We start from the raw sequence: 16,525 nt of genomic DNA on the forward strand, positions 1-16,525 counted from the left end.
AGGTTTGGTCCCCTCCTCTTCCGCCGGGTTCATGGAACATATCCGTATCCGTGGGGCGCGCACCCACAACCTGAAGAACGTCAATCTCGACCTTCCGCGGCACAAGCTGATCGTGATCACCGGCCTCTCCGGGTCCGGCAAATCGTCGCTCGCATTCGACACGCTCTATGCGGAAGGCCAGCGGCGCTACGTCGAAAGCCTGTCCGCGTACGCGCGGCAGTTCCTTCAGTTGATGGAAAAGCCCGATGTCGATCTGATCGAGGGTTTGTCGCCGGCGATTTCGATCGAGCAAAAGGCCACGTCGCACAATCCGCGCTCGACGGTGGGCACCGTCACCGAAATCCACGACTATCTGCGGCTGTTGTACGCACGCGTCGGCACGCCGTATTGCCCGGACCACGAAATCCCGCTCGAAGCACAGAGCGTGTCGCAGATGGTCGACGCGGCGCTCGCGCTGCCTGAGGACACCAAGCTGATGATCCTCGCGCCCGTCGTCACGAACCGTAAGGGCGAGCACGCCGAATTGTTCGAGGAAATGCAGGCGCAGGGCTTCGTGCGCTTTCGCGTGCGCTCGGGCGGCGGCGCGGCGAACGAGGGTGTCGCGAAGATCTACGAGGTCGATTCGCTGCCCAAGCTCAAGAAAAACGACAAGCATACGATCGACGTCGTCGTCGATCGGCTGAAGGTGCGCGCGGACATGAAGCAGCGCCTCGCCGAATCGTTCGAGACCGCGCTGCGCCTGGCCGACGGCCGCGCGATCGCGCTCGAAATGGATACCGACCGCGAGCATCTGTTCAGCTCGAAGTTCGCGTGCCCGGTCTGCTCGTATTCGCTGCAGGAACTCGAGCCGCGCCTGTTCTCGTTCAACAACCCGATGGGCGCGTGCCCGGAATGCGACGGCCTCGGCCAGATCACGTTCTTCGATCCGAAGCGGGTGGTCGCGCATCCGTCGCTGTCGCTCGCGGCAGGCGCGGTGAAGGGCTGGGACCGGCGCAATCAGTTCTACTTCCAGATGCTGCAAAGCCTCGCGGCATTCTACGATTTCGACATCGACACAGCGTTCGAGGATCTTCCCGAAAAGATCAGGAAGATCCTGCTGTTCGGCTCCGGCAAGCAAACGATTCCGTTCTCCTATATCAACGAGCGCGGCCGCACGACGATCCGCGAGCATGTGTTCGAGGGAATCATTCCGAACCTCGAACGCCGCTACCGCGAAACCGATTCGGTTGCGGTGCGCGAGGAGCTTGCGAAATACCAGAACAATCAGCCGTGCCCGTCGTGCGACGGCACGCGGCTGCGCCGCGAGGCGCGCTACGTGCGAATCGGCGCGGGCGACTACGCGCGCGGGATCTACGAAATCAGCAGTTGGCCGTTGCGCGACGCGCTCGGCTATTTCGCCGGCCTGACGCTCGACGGCGCAAAGCGCGAGATCGCCGACAAAGTGATCAAGGAGATCGTCGCGCGCCTCACGTTCCTGAACAACGTCGGCCTCGATTATCTGTCGCTCGAGCGCAGCGCCGAGACGCTGTCGGGCGGCGAGGCGCAGCGCATCCGGCTCGCGTCGCAAATCGGCTCGGGCTTGACGGGCGTGATGTATGTGCTCGACGAACCGTCGATCGGCCTGCACCAGCGCGACAACGATCGCCTGATCGGAACGCTCAAGCATCTGCGCGATCTCGGCAATTCGGTGATCGTCGTCGAACACGACGAGGACATGATCCGCACCGCCGACTACGTGGTCGACATGGGCCCGGGCGCGGGCGAACACGGCGGCGTGGTGGTGGCCGAAGGCACGCCGAAGCAGGTGCAGGGCAACGGCGAATCGCTGACGGGCCTGTACCTGTCCGGCAAAAAGACGATCGAGTACCCGGACGAGCGGATCGCGCCGAACGCCGAACGGATGCTGCGGATCGTCGACGCGCACGGCAACAATCTGAAGCACGTGAACCTCGAACTGCCGGTCGGGCTTTTGACCTGCATCACCGGCGTGTCCGGCTCGGGCAAGTCGACACTCATCAACGACACGCTGTACCACGCGGTCGCGCGCCATTTGTACGGCTCGTCGGCGGAACCGGCGCCGCACGAGTCGATCGAGGGGCTCGAGCACTTCGACAAGGTGATCAACGTCGATCAATCGCCGATCGGCCGCACGCCGCGCTCGAATCCGGCCACCTATACCGGCGTGTTCACGCCGATTCGCGAACTGTTCGCCGGCGTGCCCACGTCGAAGGAGCGCGGCTACGATCCGGGCCGCTTCTCGTTCAACGTGAAGGGCGGGCGCTGCGAATCGTGCCAGGGCGACGGCGTGCTGAAAGTGGAGATGCACTTCCTGCCGGACGTCTACGTGCCGTGCGACGTGTGCCACGGCAAGCGCTACAACCGCGAAACGCTCGAAGTCCAGTACAAGGGCAAGAACATCAGCGAAGTGCTCGACATGACGGTCGAGCATGCTTACGAGTTTTTCAACGCGGTGCCGGTCGTCGCGCGCAAGCTGAAGACGCTGCTCGACGTGGGCCTCGGCTACATTCGGCTCGGCCAATCGGCGACGACGCTGTCGGGCGGCGAGGCACAGCGCGTGAAGCTGTCGCTGGAACTGTCGAAGCGCGACACGGGCCGCACGCTGTACATCCTGGACGAGCCGACGACCGGCCTGCACTTTCACGACATCGCGCTGCTGCTCGAAGTGATCCACCGTCTGCGCGACCAGGGCAACACGGTGGTCATCATCGAGCACAATCTCGACGTGATCAAGACGGCCGACTGGGTCATCGATCTCGGTCCGGAAGGCGGCGCGGGCGGCGGCCAGATCATCGCGCAGGGCACGCCCGAGCAGGTGTCGAAGACGAAGGCGAGCTTCACCGGCAAGTATCTGGCCCCGCTTCTGAAGCGCGGCAAATAACCCGGCCCGGCGCAAGCGGCAAGCCTGCAGGCTTGCCGCCGCCGGTCATTTGCGCGCGCGGCGCTCGCGGGCTTGCCGCGCTACGGCCCGCCCGCGCCCGCGGCGCAATGCCTGGCGCTCGCCGCGCACGGACAACGGGCAATGGGCAATGGGCTGCCCGCCCGCAAGCGCAACGCGCGATTTTTCCTTACAACATCCTAATATTCCGGCCAACAATCGTTGCTATACTGCGCGGCGATGCCTAGCCATTGTCCGCCGCGCGCTTGCGGCCTCAAACGTGCGGGATGGCGGTCTAGATACAGGGAAAGTCATGGAGAAGCAATCTGAGCCGACGCGCGAGCCGCAGTCGCGGGAACCGCACCTGCGCAGCGTCCGGCTAACGAGCGATTTCAGCCTGCCGAAGCTTTCGGCGATCGAGATCGGCAGCTACCTCCTCGCCGTTGTCGCGCTCTGGCTCATCCTGTCCCTGAAGCTGCTCGGCGGCCTCCTGGCCGGCCTGCTCGTCTATCAGCTCGTCCACATGATCGCGCCCGCGATCGAACGCCACATGTCGAGCCAGCGCGCACGCTGGCTTGCGGTCGTGCTGCTGTCGGCCGTGATCGTCGGCGGCCTCGCCGGCCTGACGATCGCCGTTATCGAACATTTCGAGCACACGGTTCCGAATGCGCAGAATCTGCTCGGCCAGCTCATGCAGATCGTCGATCAGGCGCGTGCGCGCACTCCCGCATGGATCTCGAACCTGCTGCCCGTCGATGCCGACCAGATGCGCGCGAAAGCCACTCTGCTGATGAACAAGCACATGGATCAGCTCCAGCAAGGCGGCAAGAATGTCGCACGCGGCTTCGGCCATGTGCTGTTCGGGATGATCATCGGCGCGATGATCGCGATCGGCGTCGATCGAAACAAATCGCGCCAGCCGCTGTCCACCGCGCTCGTCACGCGCATCTCGCGCTTTTCCGACGCGTTCCGCCGGATCGTGTTCGCGCAGATCAAGATCTCCGCGCTCAACGCGTTCTTCACGAGCCTGTACCTGCTCGTCGCGCTGCCGCTCTTCCACCAGCGGCTGCCGCTATCCAAGACGCTCGTGCTCGTCACGTTCATCGTCGGCCTGCTGCCCGTGATCGGCAACCTGATCTCGAACACGCTGATCGTGGCGGTGTCGCTGTCGGTCAGCATGAGCACCGCGGTCGCCTCGCTTGCGTTCCTCGTCATCATTCACAAGCTCGAATATTTTCTGAACGCGCGGATCATCGGCGGCCAGATCGAGTCGCGCGCGTGGGAGCTACTACTGGCGATGCTCGTGATGGAAGCGGCGTTCGGCGTGCCGGGCGTGGTCGCCGCGCCGATCTTCTATGCATACGTAAAGCGCGAGTTGCTCTATCTGCGGCTCATCTGAGCGCGCCGTCGAGCACCCCGCCGACGTCCCGCCGAGTGCGCCAAGGAAAAAGGCCGCGTTAGACGCGGCCTTTTTCCTTTTCTCGCCTTGCGCCGCCGAAAGCGCGCGATACGCGGGCCTGCGGCGGCCAGTCTTGAAATTCGCCATGCCGGCTCAGCGAAACACCACCGTTTTCGTGCCGTTCAGCACGATCCGATGCTCGACGTGCCATTTCACCGCGCGCGCGAGCGTCACGCATTCGACGTCGCGGCCCACCGCCGTCAGTTCGTCCGGCGTCATGCTGTGATCGACGCGCTCGACCTCCTGCTCAATGATCGGCCCCTCGTCGAGATCGGTGGTCACATAGTGTGCGGTCGCGCCGATCAGCTTCACGCCGCGATCGAACGCCTGGTAATACGGCTTCGCACCCTTGAAGCTCGGCAGAAACGAATGATGAATGTTGATCGCGCGCCCCGCCAGCCGCTCGCACATCGCCGGCGACAGGATCTGCATGTAGCGCGCGAGTACGACGAGATCGGCCGAATGCTCGCCGATCACCTCGAGCACGCGCGCCTCCTGCGCGGCCTTCGCATCGGCCGGCGCACCCGCGGCAAGCGGGAAGTGGTGGAACGGAATGTCGTAGCTCGCGGCGAGCTGATAGAAATCCTTGTGGTTCGACACGATCGCCGAAATCTCGATCGGCAACTGGCCGGTCCGGTAACGGAACAGCAGATCGTTCAGGCAATGGCCGATCTTCGACACGAGGATCACGACGCGCGGCTTCACCGACGCGTCATGCAGTTCCCAACGCATGTCGAACTGCGCGGCGAGGGGCGCGAATTCGGCACGCAGCGCCTCGAGCGCGTCGGCGGCGCTGCCCCCGTCGGCCCGATCGAAATGCACGCGCATGAAGAACTCGCCGGTATGGCTGTCGCCGAACTGCGCGGAATCGAGAATATTGCTGCCGCGCTCGAACAGGAAACCCGAGACTGCGTGGACGATGCCGTGCCGATCCGGGCACGACAGTTTCAGGATAAAGCTGTGATCGGTCGACATGACCGCGACTCCCATTTCTCTAATCTTCTGATCAAACCGATTCGCGCCGCATCGCGCGGCTCAACCGAATGCCAGCGGCGGCGGCGCGAACAGCGCATCGAGCCCGGGCGCGGCTTCGGGCAAAATCGCGCGATGACGCACCAGGCTGTCGAGCATCGCGACGCTCGCATCGACGGTTGCCGCGCCCGCGCGCAGCCAGCCGACGATCTCGTCGACGCCCGCGAGCAGATGCTCGGCCACTTCGCCGTCCTGATTGCACGGCGAGAAATCGCGTGGCAGCGGCAAATCGTAGATGAATACCTGCTCGGCCTCCGTGCCCTCCGGCAGCGAGCACAGCACGTGCGCAACGCGGCCGGGAATCGCGCGCGCCGCAAGCTCGGGCGCAATGCCCGCCTCTTCCCAGCACTCCTTCGCGAGCGTGTCCTCGATGCCCAGGCCCCAGCCGATGCCGCCCGCGACGACGTTGTCGAGCATTCCGGGGTCGGTCGCCTTTGTCGCGCTGCGCCTGCCCAGCCACATTCGAAACGGCTCGGCGGGCGCATATTCTACGACGCCGTTCAAATGCACCGCGTATGTCAGCGTACCGAAGAAGCGCGACGCCGCACGCTCGATGTACGCGAGCGGCGGATCGTCGAAGCGGTTGCGGATCGCATAGATCTCGTCGCGCCAACCGACGATCGCGCCGTCGGCCGCGAGCGCGCCGATCGGCCCTGCCAGCGCCATGCTGCGCGCGTCGACGCTGTCATAGCGCGCGGCAAGCTCCACACGCCCCGCCGGAAACTCGAACACGTCCGGCCAGCGCGCGAGCCGCGCGACATCGCAGCGGCGCAGCCAGCCGATCTGCCGCCCGGCGATCCAGAACGGTATGTGCGCCGATGGATCGAAACGGCGCGCGGCGGCGATGCACGGAAAGGTCATCATCGCGCGCCGCGTCAATCGTTGAACGCCACGCGCAGGCCGAGCGCGACAAACGTCGCGCCGGCGAGCCGGTCGAGCCAGACGCCCGCACGCGGCCGGCGCTTGAGCCATCCGCCGATCGCCCCCGCGCCAAGGCCGAACGCAGAGAACACGATGGCCGCCTGGGTCATGAATAGCACACCCAGCTCGAACATTTGCAGCGCAACGGGCTGCGTGCCGCCCGGATCGACGAACTGCGGCAGGAACACGACAAAAAACAGCGTCACCTTCGGATTCAGCATACTGCCGATCACACTCTGGCGGAAGATCGCCGCAACCGGCTGCGGCGCGCGTTCGTGCGCGGCCGCGAGCCCCTTGCTCGCCAGCGCCTTCACGCCAATCCAGATCAAATACGCGCCGCCCGCGAGCTTGAGCAGATGGAACGCGACGGGCGACGAACTCAGCAGCGCGGCGATCCCGAACGCGGCAAGCGTCGTGTGAAACAGCACCCCGGACGCGAAGCCGAGCGCTGCGACGACAGCAGCCATCCGGCCCTGCGAGATGCCGCGCGCAAGCACCTGCAGGTTGTCCGGGCCGGGCGCAATCGTGATCGCCAACGAAGCGGCGAGAAACAACATGAAATTCGGCATCGCAAGCTCGCTTGATGATTCAAAGCAGACGCGGCGCGCAACGCGCTCAGTGCCCGGAAAATTCGGTAACCGTATAAAGCGGCAGACCCGCGCCGCGCAGCCGCGCCGAGCCGCCGAGATCCGGCAGATCGACGATCGCCGCGCCCTCGACGACCTGCGCGCCGAGCCGCTCGAGCAGGTTCTTGCCCGCCATCATCGTGCCGCCCGTGGCGATCAAGTCGTCGACGATGATGATCCTGTCACCGGCCTTGCACGCGTCCTCGTGAATCTCGACGGTCGATGTGCCGTATTCGAGCGCATACGACTCCGAGCGCGTCTTGTACGGCAGCTTGCCGACCTTGCGGATCGGCACGAAACCGACATTGAGTTCGTATGCGACGATCGGCGCGATGATGAAACCGCGCGCATCCAGCCCCGCGACATAGTCGAGCTTCGCGTCGACATAACGTTCGACGAACAGATCGACGAGCACGCGCAGCGCCTTCGCGCTTTGCAACAACGGCGTGATGTCGCGAAACATCACACCCGGCTGAGGCCAGTCGGGCACCGTGCGAATCCGGCTGCGGATGAATTCGACGGGGCCGAGCTGCGCGTCGGGCGACGAGGCAATCATGAAACTCTCCAAAACTGAATAAATGGCGCGAGATGACGCTCGGGCCGCGTGTCATGCGGGGCTCGACCCGGGCGGCGGCCCGAACCCGGCGGAAAAACCGCGCGACGGCGTCAAACCGCCGCGGCCGGCCCGCCGTCGCGCCTGAGCCGCGACAGCCGCTCCTCGGCGATCGCGAGCGACTCCGGCAAGCCGCGCAGCACGACAATGTCGCTTGCGCGCAGCAACGTGCCCGGATCGGGCTCGACGCCGCGAATCCCATGCCGGCGGATCGCCGTCACCTCGAGGCCGAGCGCGAACAGCCCCAGATCGGCAAGCGAGCGGCCGACCGCCTCCGAACGCGCGTCGACGGGCACCGATTGTAGCCGCACCTGCTCGTGATCGTCGTCGTCCGCATCGTCCGCGCCGTGGAAGTAGCCGCGCAGCAGACTGTAGCGCGCATCGCGCATCTCCTCCACGCGCCGCACCACGCGCCGCATCGGCACGCCCATCAGCACGAGCGTATGCGACGCAAGCATCAGGCTGCCTTCGACGATCTCCGGAATCACCTCGGTCGCCCCCGCCGCGAGCAGCTTCTCGAGATCGGCATCGTCGACCGTGCGCACGATCGCGGGCAGCGTCGGCTCCAGCTCGTGAACGTTGTGCAGCACGCGCAGCGCGGACGGCGTGTTCGCATACGTGATCGCCACCGCCGCCGCGCGATGAATGCCCGCCGCGACGAGCGACTCGCGCCGCGCCGCGTCGCCGAACACGACCGATTCGCCGGCGGCGGCCGCCGCGCTCACGCGGTCCGGATCGAGGTCGAGCGCGACATACGAGATCCCCTCCTGCTCCAGCATCCGCGCCAGGTTCTGCCCCGCGCGGCCGTAACCGCAAATGATCACGTGGCCTTGCTGCTTGAGGCTCTGCGTCGCGATTCGCGTCATTTGCAGCGACTGCTGCATCCATTCGGTGGACGACAGCCGCATCACGATCCGGTTCGCGTTCTGGATCAGGAACGGCGCGGCAAGCATCGACAACAGCATCGACGCGAGAATCGCCTGCAACAGCGTGGGATCGACGAGATGCCGATCGAGAATCAGATTCAGCAGCACGAAGCCGAACTCCCCGGCCTGCGCAAGCCCGAGCCCGGTACGCATCGCGACGCCCGGCGCCGCGCCGAACGCACGCGCGAGCCCGGTAATCATCATGCTCTTCAACAAAATCTGGCCGACGAAGAAACCCAGAACCACGAACGGATGCCGCCAGATCACGCTCGGATCGAGCAGCATGCCGGTCGTCACGAAGAACAGGCCGAGCAGCACGTCGCGAAACGGCTTGATGTCCTCCTCCACCTGATGGCGGTATGGCGTCTCGGCGATCAGCATCCCGGCGATGAACGCGCCGAGCGCAAGCGACAGCCCGAAGCGATCGGTGACGAACGCGGCGCCGAGCGTGACCAGCAGCAGATTCAGCACGAACAGCTCCTGCGAGCGCCGCCGCGCGACCACGTCGAGCCAGCGGGTCATGAAGCGCTGGCCGACGATGAGCAGCAGCGCGAGCGCGACGACGATCTTCACCGACGCAAGCCCGAGCGACACCGCGAGATCCTTCGACGACTCGCCGCCGAACGCGGCGATCACGATGAGCAGCGGCACCACGGCAAGATCCTGGAACAGCAGCACGCCAAAGATGTTGCGGCCGTGCTCGGTCTCGATCTCGAGCCGCTCGGCGAGCATCTTCGAGACAATCGCCGTCGACGACATCGCCAGCGCGCCGCCGAGCGCGATGCAGCCCTCCCACGTGATGTGCACCCAGCGCTCGAAGATCGCGCCGAGCACGAGCGCGACCGCGATCGTGCCGACCACCTGCGCGAGCCCGAGCCCGAACACGAGCCGGCGCATCGCGCGCAGCTTCGCGAGCGAGAACTCGAGGCCGATCGAGAACATCAGGAACACGACGCCGAACTCGGCGAGATGCTCGGCGCGCTCGAGGTCGGCCGCGAAGCCCGCCGCGTGCGGGCCAACGAGGATGCCGACGGTCAGATAGCCGAGCATCGGCGGCAGATTCAGCGACCTGAACACAACGACGCCCACCACTGAGGCGAGCAGCAGGAGAAGCGTCATTTCGAGCGGAGAAATCACGGGCGAAGCGTCCTCGTTCGTCGGCGGCGCGATACAAGCGCCGGTTGGGCCGGGAGATGACTACGGGAGATGGGCGCTAAGGCCTGCTCTTGCTGATGACGGGCTACGCGCACCGAGCGCGGCGGCCGAACAAAGTCCCGGCGGGGCAACCGAAGGCAGCCCCGTAGGGCGCCCAAGGGCCGGCTTCGAAGCGACGCGAATGCGCGGCGCATTCGCAACGGGCATGACGCGGCGATCGACCTTTGCGCTCCGCGGGACGCCCCCGCAGGCGCCGTGGCCGGCTTCGCGAGCGGATTTTCGAATCCGGCGCGAATGTGCGCTGCCAGCCCGTTATCAGCGTGAACAGGCCCCAGGGGCCCGGCGCGGCGAACAAACGCCTTTGCTATACTCCGCGCATGATAGCGAAAATCAATGATGATCGGGCGCTCGCGCTCGCTCGCGACGTGCTCGACATCGAGGCGAACGCCGTTCGCGCACTCGCCGATCAGCTCAACGGAGATTTCGTCAGCGCAGTCGGCTTCCTGCTGAATTGCCGGGGCCGCGTGGTCGTCTCCGGCATCGGCAAATCGGGGCATATCGCCCGTAAAATCGCCGCGACGCTCGCGAGCACCGGCACGCCTGCGTTCTTCGTGCATCCGGCCGAAGCAAGTCACGGCGATCTCGGCATGGTCACCGCGGACGACGTGTTCATCGCGATCTCGTATTCCGGCGAATCGGCCGAACTCGTCGCGATCCTGCCGGTCGTCAAACGGCTCGGCGCGAAGTTGATCGCGTTGACCGGCCGTCCCGCATCGAGCCTCGCCAAGCTCGCCGACGTCCATCTGAATGCGGCCGTCGCGAAAGAAGCCTGTCCGCTGAACCTCGCGCCGACAGCCAGTACCACGGCCGCGCTCGCGCTCGGCGACGCGCTCGCCGTCGCGGTGCTCGACGCGCGCGGCTTCGGCCCCGACGATTTCGCGCGCTCGCATCCCGGCGGCGCACTCGGCCGGCGTCTGCTGACCTACGTGCGCGACGTGATGCGCACCGGCGACGAAATGCCGCTCGTCACGCTCGACGCGACGCTCTCCGACGCCCTCTTCCAGATCACCGCGAAGCGCATGGGGATGACGGCCGTCGTCGACGGGCAACGCCGCGTCGCGGGCATCTTCACCGACGGCGACCTGCGCCGCGTGCTCGAGCGCGACGGCGATTTCCGCCGGCTGCCGATCGCCGACGTGATGACGCGCCACCCGCGCACGATCGCGCCGAACCATCTGGCCGTCGAGGCGGTGGAGCTGATGGAGCGCCACCGGATCAACCAAATGCTCGTCGTCGACGAAACGGGCGTGCTGGTCGGCGCGCTCAACATGCACGACCTGTTCTCGAAGAAGGTGATTTGATGTCCACGTCCCCCGCGTCCCCTTCATCTCCCGCGTCCACGGCCGAGCGCGCCGGCCGCGTGAAGCTGATGATTTTCGACGTAGACGGCGTTCTCACCGACGGCAGCCTGCACTTCACGGCCGCCGGCGACGCGATGAAGTCGTTCAACTCGCTCGATGGCCACGGCGTCAAGCTGTTGCGCGAAGCCGGCATCGCAACGGCGATCATCACGGGCCGCCGCTCGGACATCGTCGCCGCGCGCGCGGCCGAGATGAAGATCGCGCATCTGTTTCAGGGCGTCGAGCACAAGCCCGCCGCGTTCGCCGAACTGTTGCAGAAGACCGGCATCGCCGCCGAAGCGTGCGGCTACATGGGCGACGACTGGCCCGATCTCGCGGTGATGCTGCGTTGCGGTTTCGCGGCCGCGCCGGCGAATGCCCATCCGGAGGTGATCGCGCGCGCGCATTGGGTGGCCGAGGCGCGGGGCGGACACGGCGCGGTGCGCGAAGTGTGCGATGCGATCCTGCGCGCGCAGCATCGCTACGACGCGCTGCTCGCAGCCGCTTGTGGAGTCTGAACGAATGGACGGCAAATCCCGGCTGACTTCGCTGATCCCGCTCGTCGCGATGGCGGCGCTCGCGGGCGGCACATACTGGCTGCTGCAAGCGACGCTGCCGCCGCCCGGCGAAGAGATCAAGCATTCGAAATCCCATACGCCCGATTATTTCGCCAACAACTTCTCCGTTACCGAACTCGACCAGACGGGCTCGACCCAATACCGGTTGACGGCCGAGGGGCTGGTTCATTACGAAGACGACGAAACCAGCGATCTGACGCTGCCCGCGCTGCGCGCGTTCCAACCGGGCAAGCCCACCGTGACCGCGACCGCCAAACGCGGCGTCGTCAACGGCGACGTCTCGATCGTCGATCTATACGACAACGCGCAGATCGTGCGCGCGGCAGGCCCGAACGATCCGCCGATGCAGGCGGATTCCGAGCATTTCCGGGTGTTGGTCAACGACGATGTGATCGAGACCGAAAAGCCGGTTAAACTTCAGCGCGGCCTGTCGATCGCAAACGCCACGGCCGGCATGAAGTACAACAACGTCACCCGGGTCATCGAGCTGTATGGCAACGTGCGCGGCATGATCGCCGCGTCCGACACGTCGGGCGGCGCGCGAAGCCAACCCAAGTAACTCACCATGCGGAACTGCATGAACGAATCGTTCCCCTGTTTATTGCCGAGCGGCGCCCATCGCGCCGCTCGCGCCGCACTCGCGGCAGCGCTCGTCGTGCTGCCGCTCGCGGGCGTGGCGCCTGCGGCGCACGCCGAAAGAGCCGACCGCGACAAGCCGATCAACGTCGAGGCGGACAACCTGACCTATGACGATCTGAAGCAAGTGACGGTCGCCACGGGCAACGTCGTCATCACGAAGGGCACGATCATCATCAAGGGCGATCGCGTCGAAGTGCGCCAGGACCCGCAAGGCTATCAGTACGCAACCGCGACGGCGTCCGGCAAACGGCACGCGTCGTTCCGCCAGAAGCGCGAAGGCCTCGACGAATACATCGACGGCGATGCCGAGCGCATCGACTACGACGGCAAGCAGGATCTCACGACGCTGACGACGAACGCGACCGTGCGCCGGCTGCAAGGCCAGTCCACCGTCGCCGACACCGTGCACGGCAGCGTGATCACTTACGACGGCCAGCGCGATTTCTACACCGCCCGCGGCGGCAAGGACGTCATCGCGCCGGGCAACCCCGGCGGCCGCGTGCGCGCGATGCTGACGCCGAAAAGCGGCGGCGCCGCGCCGCTCGTCGGCGGGCCGGCCAAGCTCGCGCCGTCGACCGATCTGCAGGGAGCGCCCGCCCAATGAACGCCCTCCCGAACCGTCAGCCGGCCGGCACGTCGAGTTCGCTCGTCGTGCGCAACCTGAAAAAGCGCTATGGCTCGCGCACCGTCGTCAAGGACGTGTCGCTCGACGTGAAAAGCGGCGAAGTGGTCGGCCTGCTCGGCCCGAACGGCGCCGGCAAGACCACGTCGTTCTACATGATCGTCGGCCTCGTGCCGCTCGACGCGGGCGATATCTCGCTGAACGGCAGCCCGATCAGCCTGATGCCGATCCACAAGCGCGCATCGCTCGGCCTGTCGTATTTGCCGCAGGAGGCGTCGGTGTTCCGCAAGCTGAGCGTCGAGCAGAACATCCGCGCGGTGCTCGAATTGCAGCACGGCGACAACGGTAAGCGGCTCACGAAAGACGAGATCGGCGCGCGCGCCGAGGCGCTCCTCGACGAGCTGCAGATCGCGCACCTGCGCGAGAATCCGGCGCTGTCGCTGTCGGGCGGCGAGCGCCGCCGTGTCGAGATCGCGCGCGCGCTCGCGAGCAACCCGAGTTTCATCTTGCTAGACGAGCCGTTCGCGGGCGTCGATCCGATCGCGGTGCTCGAAATCCAGAAGATCGTGAAGTTCCTCAAGCAGCGCAACATCGGCGTGCTGATCACCGATCACAACGTGCGCGAAACGCTCGGCATCTGCGATCACGCGTACATCATCAGCGACGGGTCGGTTCTCGCCTCCGGCGCGCCGCAGGAAATCATCGAAAACGAAAGCGTGCGGCGCGTCTACCTCGGCGAGCACTTCCGCATGTGAGCGGCGCGGAATCCCCCGCCCGCCCTTTCGCACGCCGCCGCGCTTCGCGCGGTGCGCGCTCCCGCGCCCCTTCCGCTGCCGCGCGTCATTCGATCGCCTCAATGCGCCGCCCTCGTGGCAAACTGCCGGTATGACTCCCTCTTTGCCATGAAAGCCAGTCTCCAACTCCGCCTGTCGCAGCATCTCGCGCTCACGCCGCAACTGCAGCAATCGATCCGGTTGCTGCAGTTGTCGACGCTTGAACTGCAGCAGGAAGTCGCGATGGCGGTCGCGCAAAATCCGCTGCTCGAAAACGACGACTGGATCGCGAGCCCGCTGCGCGTTGCGGCCGACGGCTCGTTGATCGCGCACACGCCCGCCCCGTCCGCACCCGATCCGCAACCCGGCCTGTCGAACGGCACCAGCTCGACGAGCGAGCACACCGAACCTGCGGGCGTCGATGAATACGATAACTATTCGTCCGACAGCAGCGACACAAGCCCGTGGAATCTCGACGAATTCGGCCGCTCGAGCGCCGCCTCCGACGACGACGATCTGCCACCGCTGCAAATCCACGAAACGGCGACATCGCTGCGCGATCATCTCACCGCCCAACTGTGCGTCACGCAGGCCAGCCCGCGCGATCGCGCACTCGTAACGTTCCTGATCGAATCGCTCGACGACGACGGCTATTTGACGGCATCGCTCGACGAAATCCTCGCCGATCTGCCGGCCGAACTCGAAGTCGACGCCGACGAGTTGAACGCGGCGCTCGCGCTGCTGCACAGCTTCGATCCGGCGGGCGTCGGCGCGCGCTCCCCGGCCGAGTGCCTGAAGCTGCAATTGCTGCGCCTCGATCCGTCCCCGACACGCGCGCTCGCGCTCGACATCGTGTCGCAGCATCTGGAGCTGCTCGCCGCGCGCGATTTCACGCGCCTGCGCAAGCAATTGAAGACGGGCGACGACGAGCTGCGCGATGCGCACGCGTTGATCCGCTCGCTCGAACCGTTCCCCGGTGCGGCATACGGCAAGGCCGAAGCGGACTACGTGGTGCCCGACATCATTGTGAAGAAAGCGGGCCAGGGCTGGCAGGCCGAACTCAATCCGGACGTGGTGCCGCGGCTGCGGATCAACCATCTGTACGCGAATATTCTGCGCAATAGCCGCGGCGATCCGGGCACGGGTTCGCTCAAGCAGCAATTGCAAGAGGCGCGCTGGCTGATCAAGAACATCCAGCAGCGCTTCGAGACGATTCTTCGCGTTGCACAAGCGATTGTCGAGCGTCAAAAGAATTTCTTCGCGCACGGCGAAATTGCCATGCGCCCCTTGGTTTTGCGGGAAATAGCTGATACGCTGGGCCTACACGAGTCGACTGTCTCCCGTGTGACAACCGGCAAGTACATGTTGACCCCGTTCGGTACGCTCGAATTCAAGTACTTTTTTGGATCGCACGTATCGACGGACACCGGGGGCGCCGCGTCATCCACTGCGATCCGCGCCCTCATCAAACAACTGATAGGAGCCGAAGACCCTAAATCTCCTCTTTCAGACAGCCGCATAGCCGAGCTGCTGGCGGAACAGGGGTTCGTGGTCGCGCGCCGCACGGTTGCCAAGTATCGCGAAGCCCTGAAAATCCCCGCGGTGAATCTGCGCAAGTCTCTGTAGCCCGTCGTGCTCGGCGGGCATTTTCCGGCCGCCGCACCGTCGACGGCAAAGCCGGCCGATCCATCCGCTCGCCACCGCGAGCACCGGCATACGCGATCGGCAGGCGCTGCCGCCTCTACGCGGAAGGTGGTCATCAGCATGGAGAAGCACTATGAACCTGAAGATCAGTGGACACCATCTCGAAGTCACGCCTGCTATTCGCGAATACGTGATCACCAAGCTCGACAGGGTGCTACGACATAGCGATCAGGTCATCGATGGCGCTGTGATCCTCACGGTCGACAATCACAAGGAAAAGGACAGACGGCAAAAAGCGGAAATCACGCTGCATCTGAAAGGTAAAGACATCTTCGTCGAAAGCGCGAACGGCGATATGTATGCAGCGATCGATCTGCTGATCGACAAGCTCGACCGGCAAGTCGTCAAGCACATGGAGCGCTTGCAAGCGCACGTTCACGAACCGATCAAGCATCATCAGTCGGCCGAAATCGAGTTGCCTCCGCAATGACCGGCGGCGCATCCGCGCCAACCAAGCGGCCCGCCACGCGCGGGCTTTTTCATGAGCCGAATGCCGCCGCACGATGCGCGCGGGCCGTATCCGGCAAGCGACGGCCCGTGTTTAGCACGATGCGCGGCACCGCTTACAGTGCTCTATAATGTCCGAATTATCATCGGGGGCGTGAACCGGTTCGCCGCGTTTTCTCCAGTCTCCGTCGCCTAACGCCGTCTTTTTGTCCAATATGGAAAATCAGTCCGCCGCGAGGAGACCCCAGGCCGCCCTCATGCTTGCCAACATGAATCGCCTAGCCAAAATCCTGCCTCCGGAGAATGTCGTCGTCGACCTCTCCGTCACCAGCAAGAAACGCGTCTTCGAACAAGCCGGCCTGATCTTCGAGAATCAGAACGGCATCGCCCGCAGTACCGTCACCGACAATCTCTTCGCACGCGAGCGCCTCGGCTCGACGGGCCTCGGCGAAGGCGTCGCGATTCCGCACGGCCGGATCAAGGGGCTCAAGCACCCGCTCGCCGCGTTCGTAAGGCTCGCGGAACCGATTCCGTTCGAAGCGCCGGACGGTCAGCCCGTCTCGCTGCTGATCTTTCTACTCGTGCCGGAACAGGCGACGCAGCAGCATCTCGAAATCCTCTCCGAAATCGCCCAGCTCTTATCCGACCGCGACACACGAGAGCGTCTGCACACCGAAACGGACCGCGATGAGTTGCATCGGCTGCTGACTCAGTGGCAACCTTGAGGGAACGGT

General features: G+C 65.2%; 15 protein-coding genes. 10 read left to right on the forward strand and 5 right to left on the reverse strand.

The genetic code is table 11. From position 1 onward, the window contains the following. Window positions 1–31 precede the first annotated feature (31 nt). Together uvrA and BSIN_RS18205 are read left to right on the forward strand one after the other, a co-directional pair. On the forward strand, window positions 32–2,899 hold the full coding sequence (uvrA, locus tag BSIN_RS18200; protein ID WP_059517804.1) for an excinuclease ABC subunit UvrA: 2,868 nt from the start codon (window positions 32–34) through the stop codon (window positions 2,897–2,899). Between the two features lie 310 nt (window positions 2,900–3,209). Next, window positions 3,210–4,295 (forward strand): AI-2E family transporter, encoded by a 1,086-nt coding sequence (locus BSIN_RS18205; RefSeq protein ID WP_173678711.1) that lies wholly within the window; start codon window positions 3,210–3,212, stop codon window positions 4,293–4,295. 153 nt (window positions 4,296–4,448) lie between these two features. Here the strand turns inward: BSIN_RS18205 and purU are convergent, their stop codons facing one another. The 5 genes from purU to BSIN_RS18230 all read right to left on the reverse strand — a co-directional run bounded on the left by purU (window position 4,449) and on the right by BSIN_RS18230 (window position 9,610). Continuing rightward, window positions 4,449–5,330 (reverse strand): formyltetrahydrofolate deformylase, encoded by an 882-nt coding sequence (gene purU / locus BSIN_RS18210; protein ID WP_089341559.1) that lies wholly within the window; start codon window positions 5,328–5,330, stop codon window positions 4,449–4,451. 60 nt (window positions 5,331–5,390) lie between these two features. Beyond that, window positions 5,391–6,248, reverse strand: a complete 858-nt coding sequence (locus tag BSIN_RS18215) for an NUDIX hydrolase (protein WP_089341560.1) — start codon at window positions 6,246–6,248, stop codon at window positions 5,391–5,393. Between the two features lie 14 nt (window positions 6,249–6,262). Next, complete coding sequence (locus BSIN_RS18220) at window positions 6,263–6,877, reverse strand: LysE family translocator (protein WP_059569651.1); 615 nt, start codon at window positions 6,875–6,877, stop codon at window positions 6,263–6,265. A gap of 46 nt (window positions 6,878–6,923) precedes the next feature. Next, a complete protein-coding gene (locus BSIN_RS18225) occupies window positions 6,924–7,490 on the reverse strand; it encodes an adenine phosphoribosyltransferase (protein ID WP_069235003.1) in 567 nt (188 codons plus the stop codon). 110 nt (window positions 7,491–7,600) lie between these two features. Continuing rightward, a complete protein-coding gene (locus tag BSIN_RS18230) occupies window positions 7,601–9,610 on the reverse strand; it encodes a monovalent cation:proton antiporter family protein (protein ID WP_089341510.1) in 2,010 nt (669 codons plus the stop codon). Between the two features lie 395 nt (window positions 9,611–10,005). Here BSIN_RS18230 and kdsD point away from each other — a divergent pair, with 395 nt between their 5' ends. From kdsD to ptsN, 8 genes are all read left to right on the forward strand, one after another. Then, a complete protein-coding gene (gene kdsD, locus BSIN_RS18235; protein WP_059569654.1) occupies window positions 10,006–10,989 on the forward strand; it encodes an arabinose 5-phosphate isomerase KdsD in 984 nt (327 codons plus the stop codon). Beyond that, a complete protein-coding gene (locus tag BSIN_RS18240; RefSeq protein ID WP_069235005.1) occupies window positions 10,989–11,546 on the forward strand; it encodes a KdsC family phosphatase in 558 nt (185 codons plus the stop codon). The genes kdsD and BSIN_RS18240 overlap by 1 nt, the downstream gene beginning before the upstream one ends. Window positions 11,547–11,550: 4 nt before the next feature. Then, on the forward strand, window positions 11,551–12,165 hold the full coding sequence (gene lptC, locus BSIN_RS18245; protein WP_059517791.1) for an LPS export ABC transporter periplasmic protein LptC: 615 nt from the start codon (window positions 11,551–11,553) through the stop codon (window positions 12,163–12,165). An 18-nt stretch (window positions 12,166–12,183) separates the two neighbouring features. Beyond that, entirely contained in the window at window positions 12,184–12,849 is a 666-nt protein-coding gene (lptA, locus tag BSIN_RS18250) for a lipopolysaccharide transport periplasmic protein LptA (RefSeq protein WP_059517789.1), read from the forward strand. Continuing rightward, a complete protein-coding gene (lptB, locus tag BSIN_RS18255) occupies window positions 12,846–13,622 on the forward strand; it encodes an LPS export ABC transporter ATP-binding protein (RefSeq protein ID WP_089341511.1) in 777 nt (258 codons plus the stop codon). The genes lptA and lptB overlap by 4 nt, the downstream gene beginning before the upstream one ends. Window positions 13,623–13,769: 147 nt before the next feature. Continuing rightward, window positions 13,770–15,266, forward strand: a complete 1,497-nt coding sequence (locus BSIN_RS18260) for an RNA polymerase factor sigma-54 (RefSeq protein ID WP_089341512.1) — start codon at window positions 13,770–13,772, stop codon at window positions 15,264–15,266. A gap of 151 nt (window positions 15,267–15,417) precedes the next feature. Beyond that, complete coding sequence (hpf, locus tag BSIN_RS18265) at window positions 15,418–15,774, forward strand: ribosome hibernation-promoting factor, HPF/YfiA family (RefSeq protein ID WP_059517783.1); 357 nt, start codon at window positions 15,418–15,420, stop codon at window positions 15,772–15,774. Window positions 15,775–16,006: 232 nt separating this feature from the next. Continuing rightward, complete coding sequence (ptsN, locus tag BSIN_RS18270; RefSeq protein WP_059517781.1) at window positions 16,007–16,516, forward strand: PTS IIA-like nitrogen regulatory protein PtsN; 510 nt, start codon at window positions 16,007–16,009, stop codon at window positions 16,514–16,516. Window positions 16,517–16,525 lie beyond the last annotated feature (9 nt).

The sequence above is a fragment of the Burkholderia singularis genome, from assembly GCF_900176645.1.
In the GTDB taxonomy this organism is placed as follows: domain Bacteria; phylum Pseudomonadota; class Gammaproteobacteria; order Burkholderiales; family Burkholderiaceae; genus Burkholderia; species Burkholderia singularis.

Bases quoted from the DNA above. Each gene is read 5' to 3' on its own strand.
- uvrA (WP_059517804.1), top strand. From the start codon at position 32: ATGGAACATATCCGTATCCGTGGGGCGCGCACCCACAACCTGAAGAAC.
- BSIN_RS18205 (WP_173678711.1), top strand. From the start codon at position 3,210: ATGGAGAAGCAATCTGAGCCGACGCGCGAGCCGCAGTCGCGGGAACCG.
- purU (WP_089341559.1), bottom strand. From the start codon at position 5,330: ATGTCGACCGATCACAGCTTTATCCTGAAACTGTCGTGCCCGGATCGG.
- BSIN_RS18215 (WP_089341560.1), bottom strand. From the start codon at position 6,248: ATGACCTTTCCGTGCATCGCCGCCGCGCGCCGTTTCGATCCATCGGCG.
- BSIN_RS18220 (WP_059569651.1), bottom strand. From the start codon at position 6,877: ATGCCGAATTTCATGTTGTTTCTCGCCGCTTCGTTGGCGATCACGATT.
- BSIN_RS18225 (WP_069235003.1), bottom strand. From the start codon at position 7,490: ATGATTGCCTCGTCGCCCGACGCGCAGCTCGGCCCCGTCGAATTCATC.
- kdsD (WP_059569654.1), top strand. From the start codon at position 10,006: ATGATAGCGAAAATCAATGATGATCGGGCGCTCGCGCTCGCTCGCGAC.
- BSIN_RS18240 (WP_069235005.1), top strand. From the start codon at position 10,989: ATGTCCACGTCCCCCGCGTCCCCTTCATCTCCCGCGTCCACGGCCGAG.
- lptC (WP_059517791.1), top strand. From the start codon at position 11,551: ATGGACGGCAAATCCCGGCTGACTTCGCTGATCCCGCTCGTCGCGATG.
- lptA (WP_059517789.1), top strand. From the start codon at position 12,184: ATGAACGAATCGTTCCCCTGTTTATTGCCGAGCGGCGCCCATCGCGCC.
- lptB (WP_089341511.1), top strand. From the start codon at position 12,846: ATGAACGCCCTCCCGAACCGTCAGCCGGCCGGCACGTCGAGTTCGCTC.
- BSIN_RS18260 (WP_089341512.1), top strand. From the start codon at position 13,770: ATGAAAGCCAGTCTCCAACTCCGCCTGTCGCAGCATCTCGCGCTCACG.
- hpf (WP_059517783.1), top strand. From the start codon at position 15,418: ATGAACCTGAAGATCAGTGGACACCATCTCGAAGTCACGCCTGCTATT.
- ptsN (WP_059517781.1), top strand. From the start codon at position 16,007: ATGGAAAATCAGTCCGCCGCGAGGAGACCCCAGGCCGCCCTCATGCTT.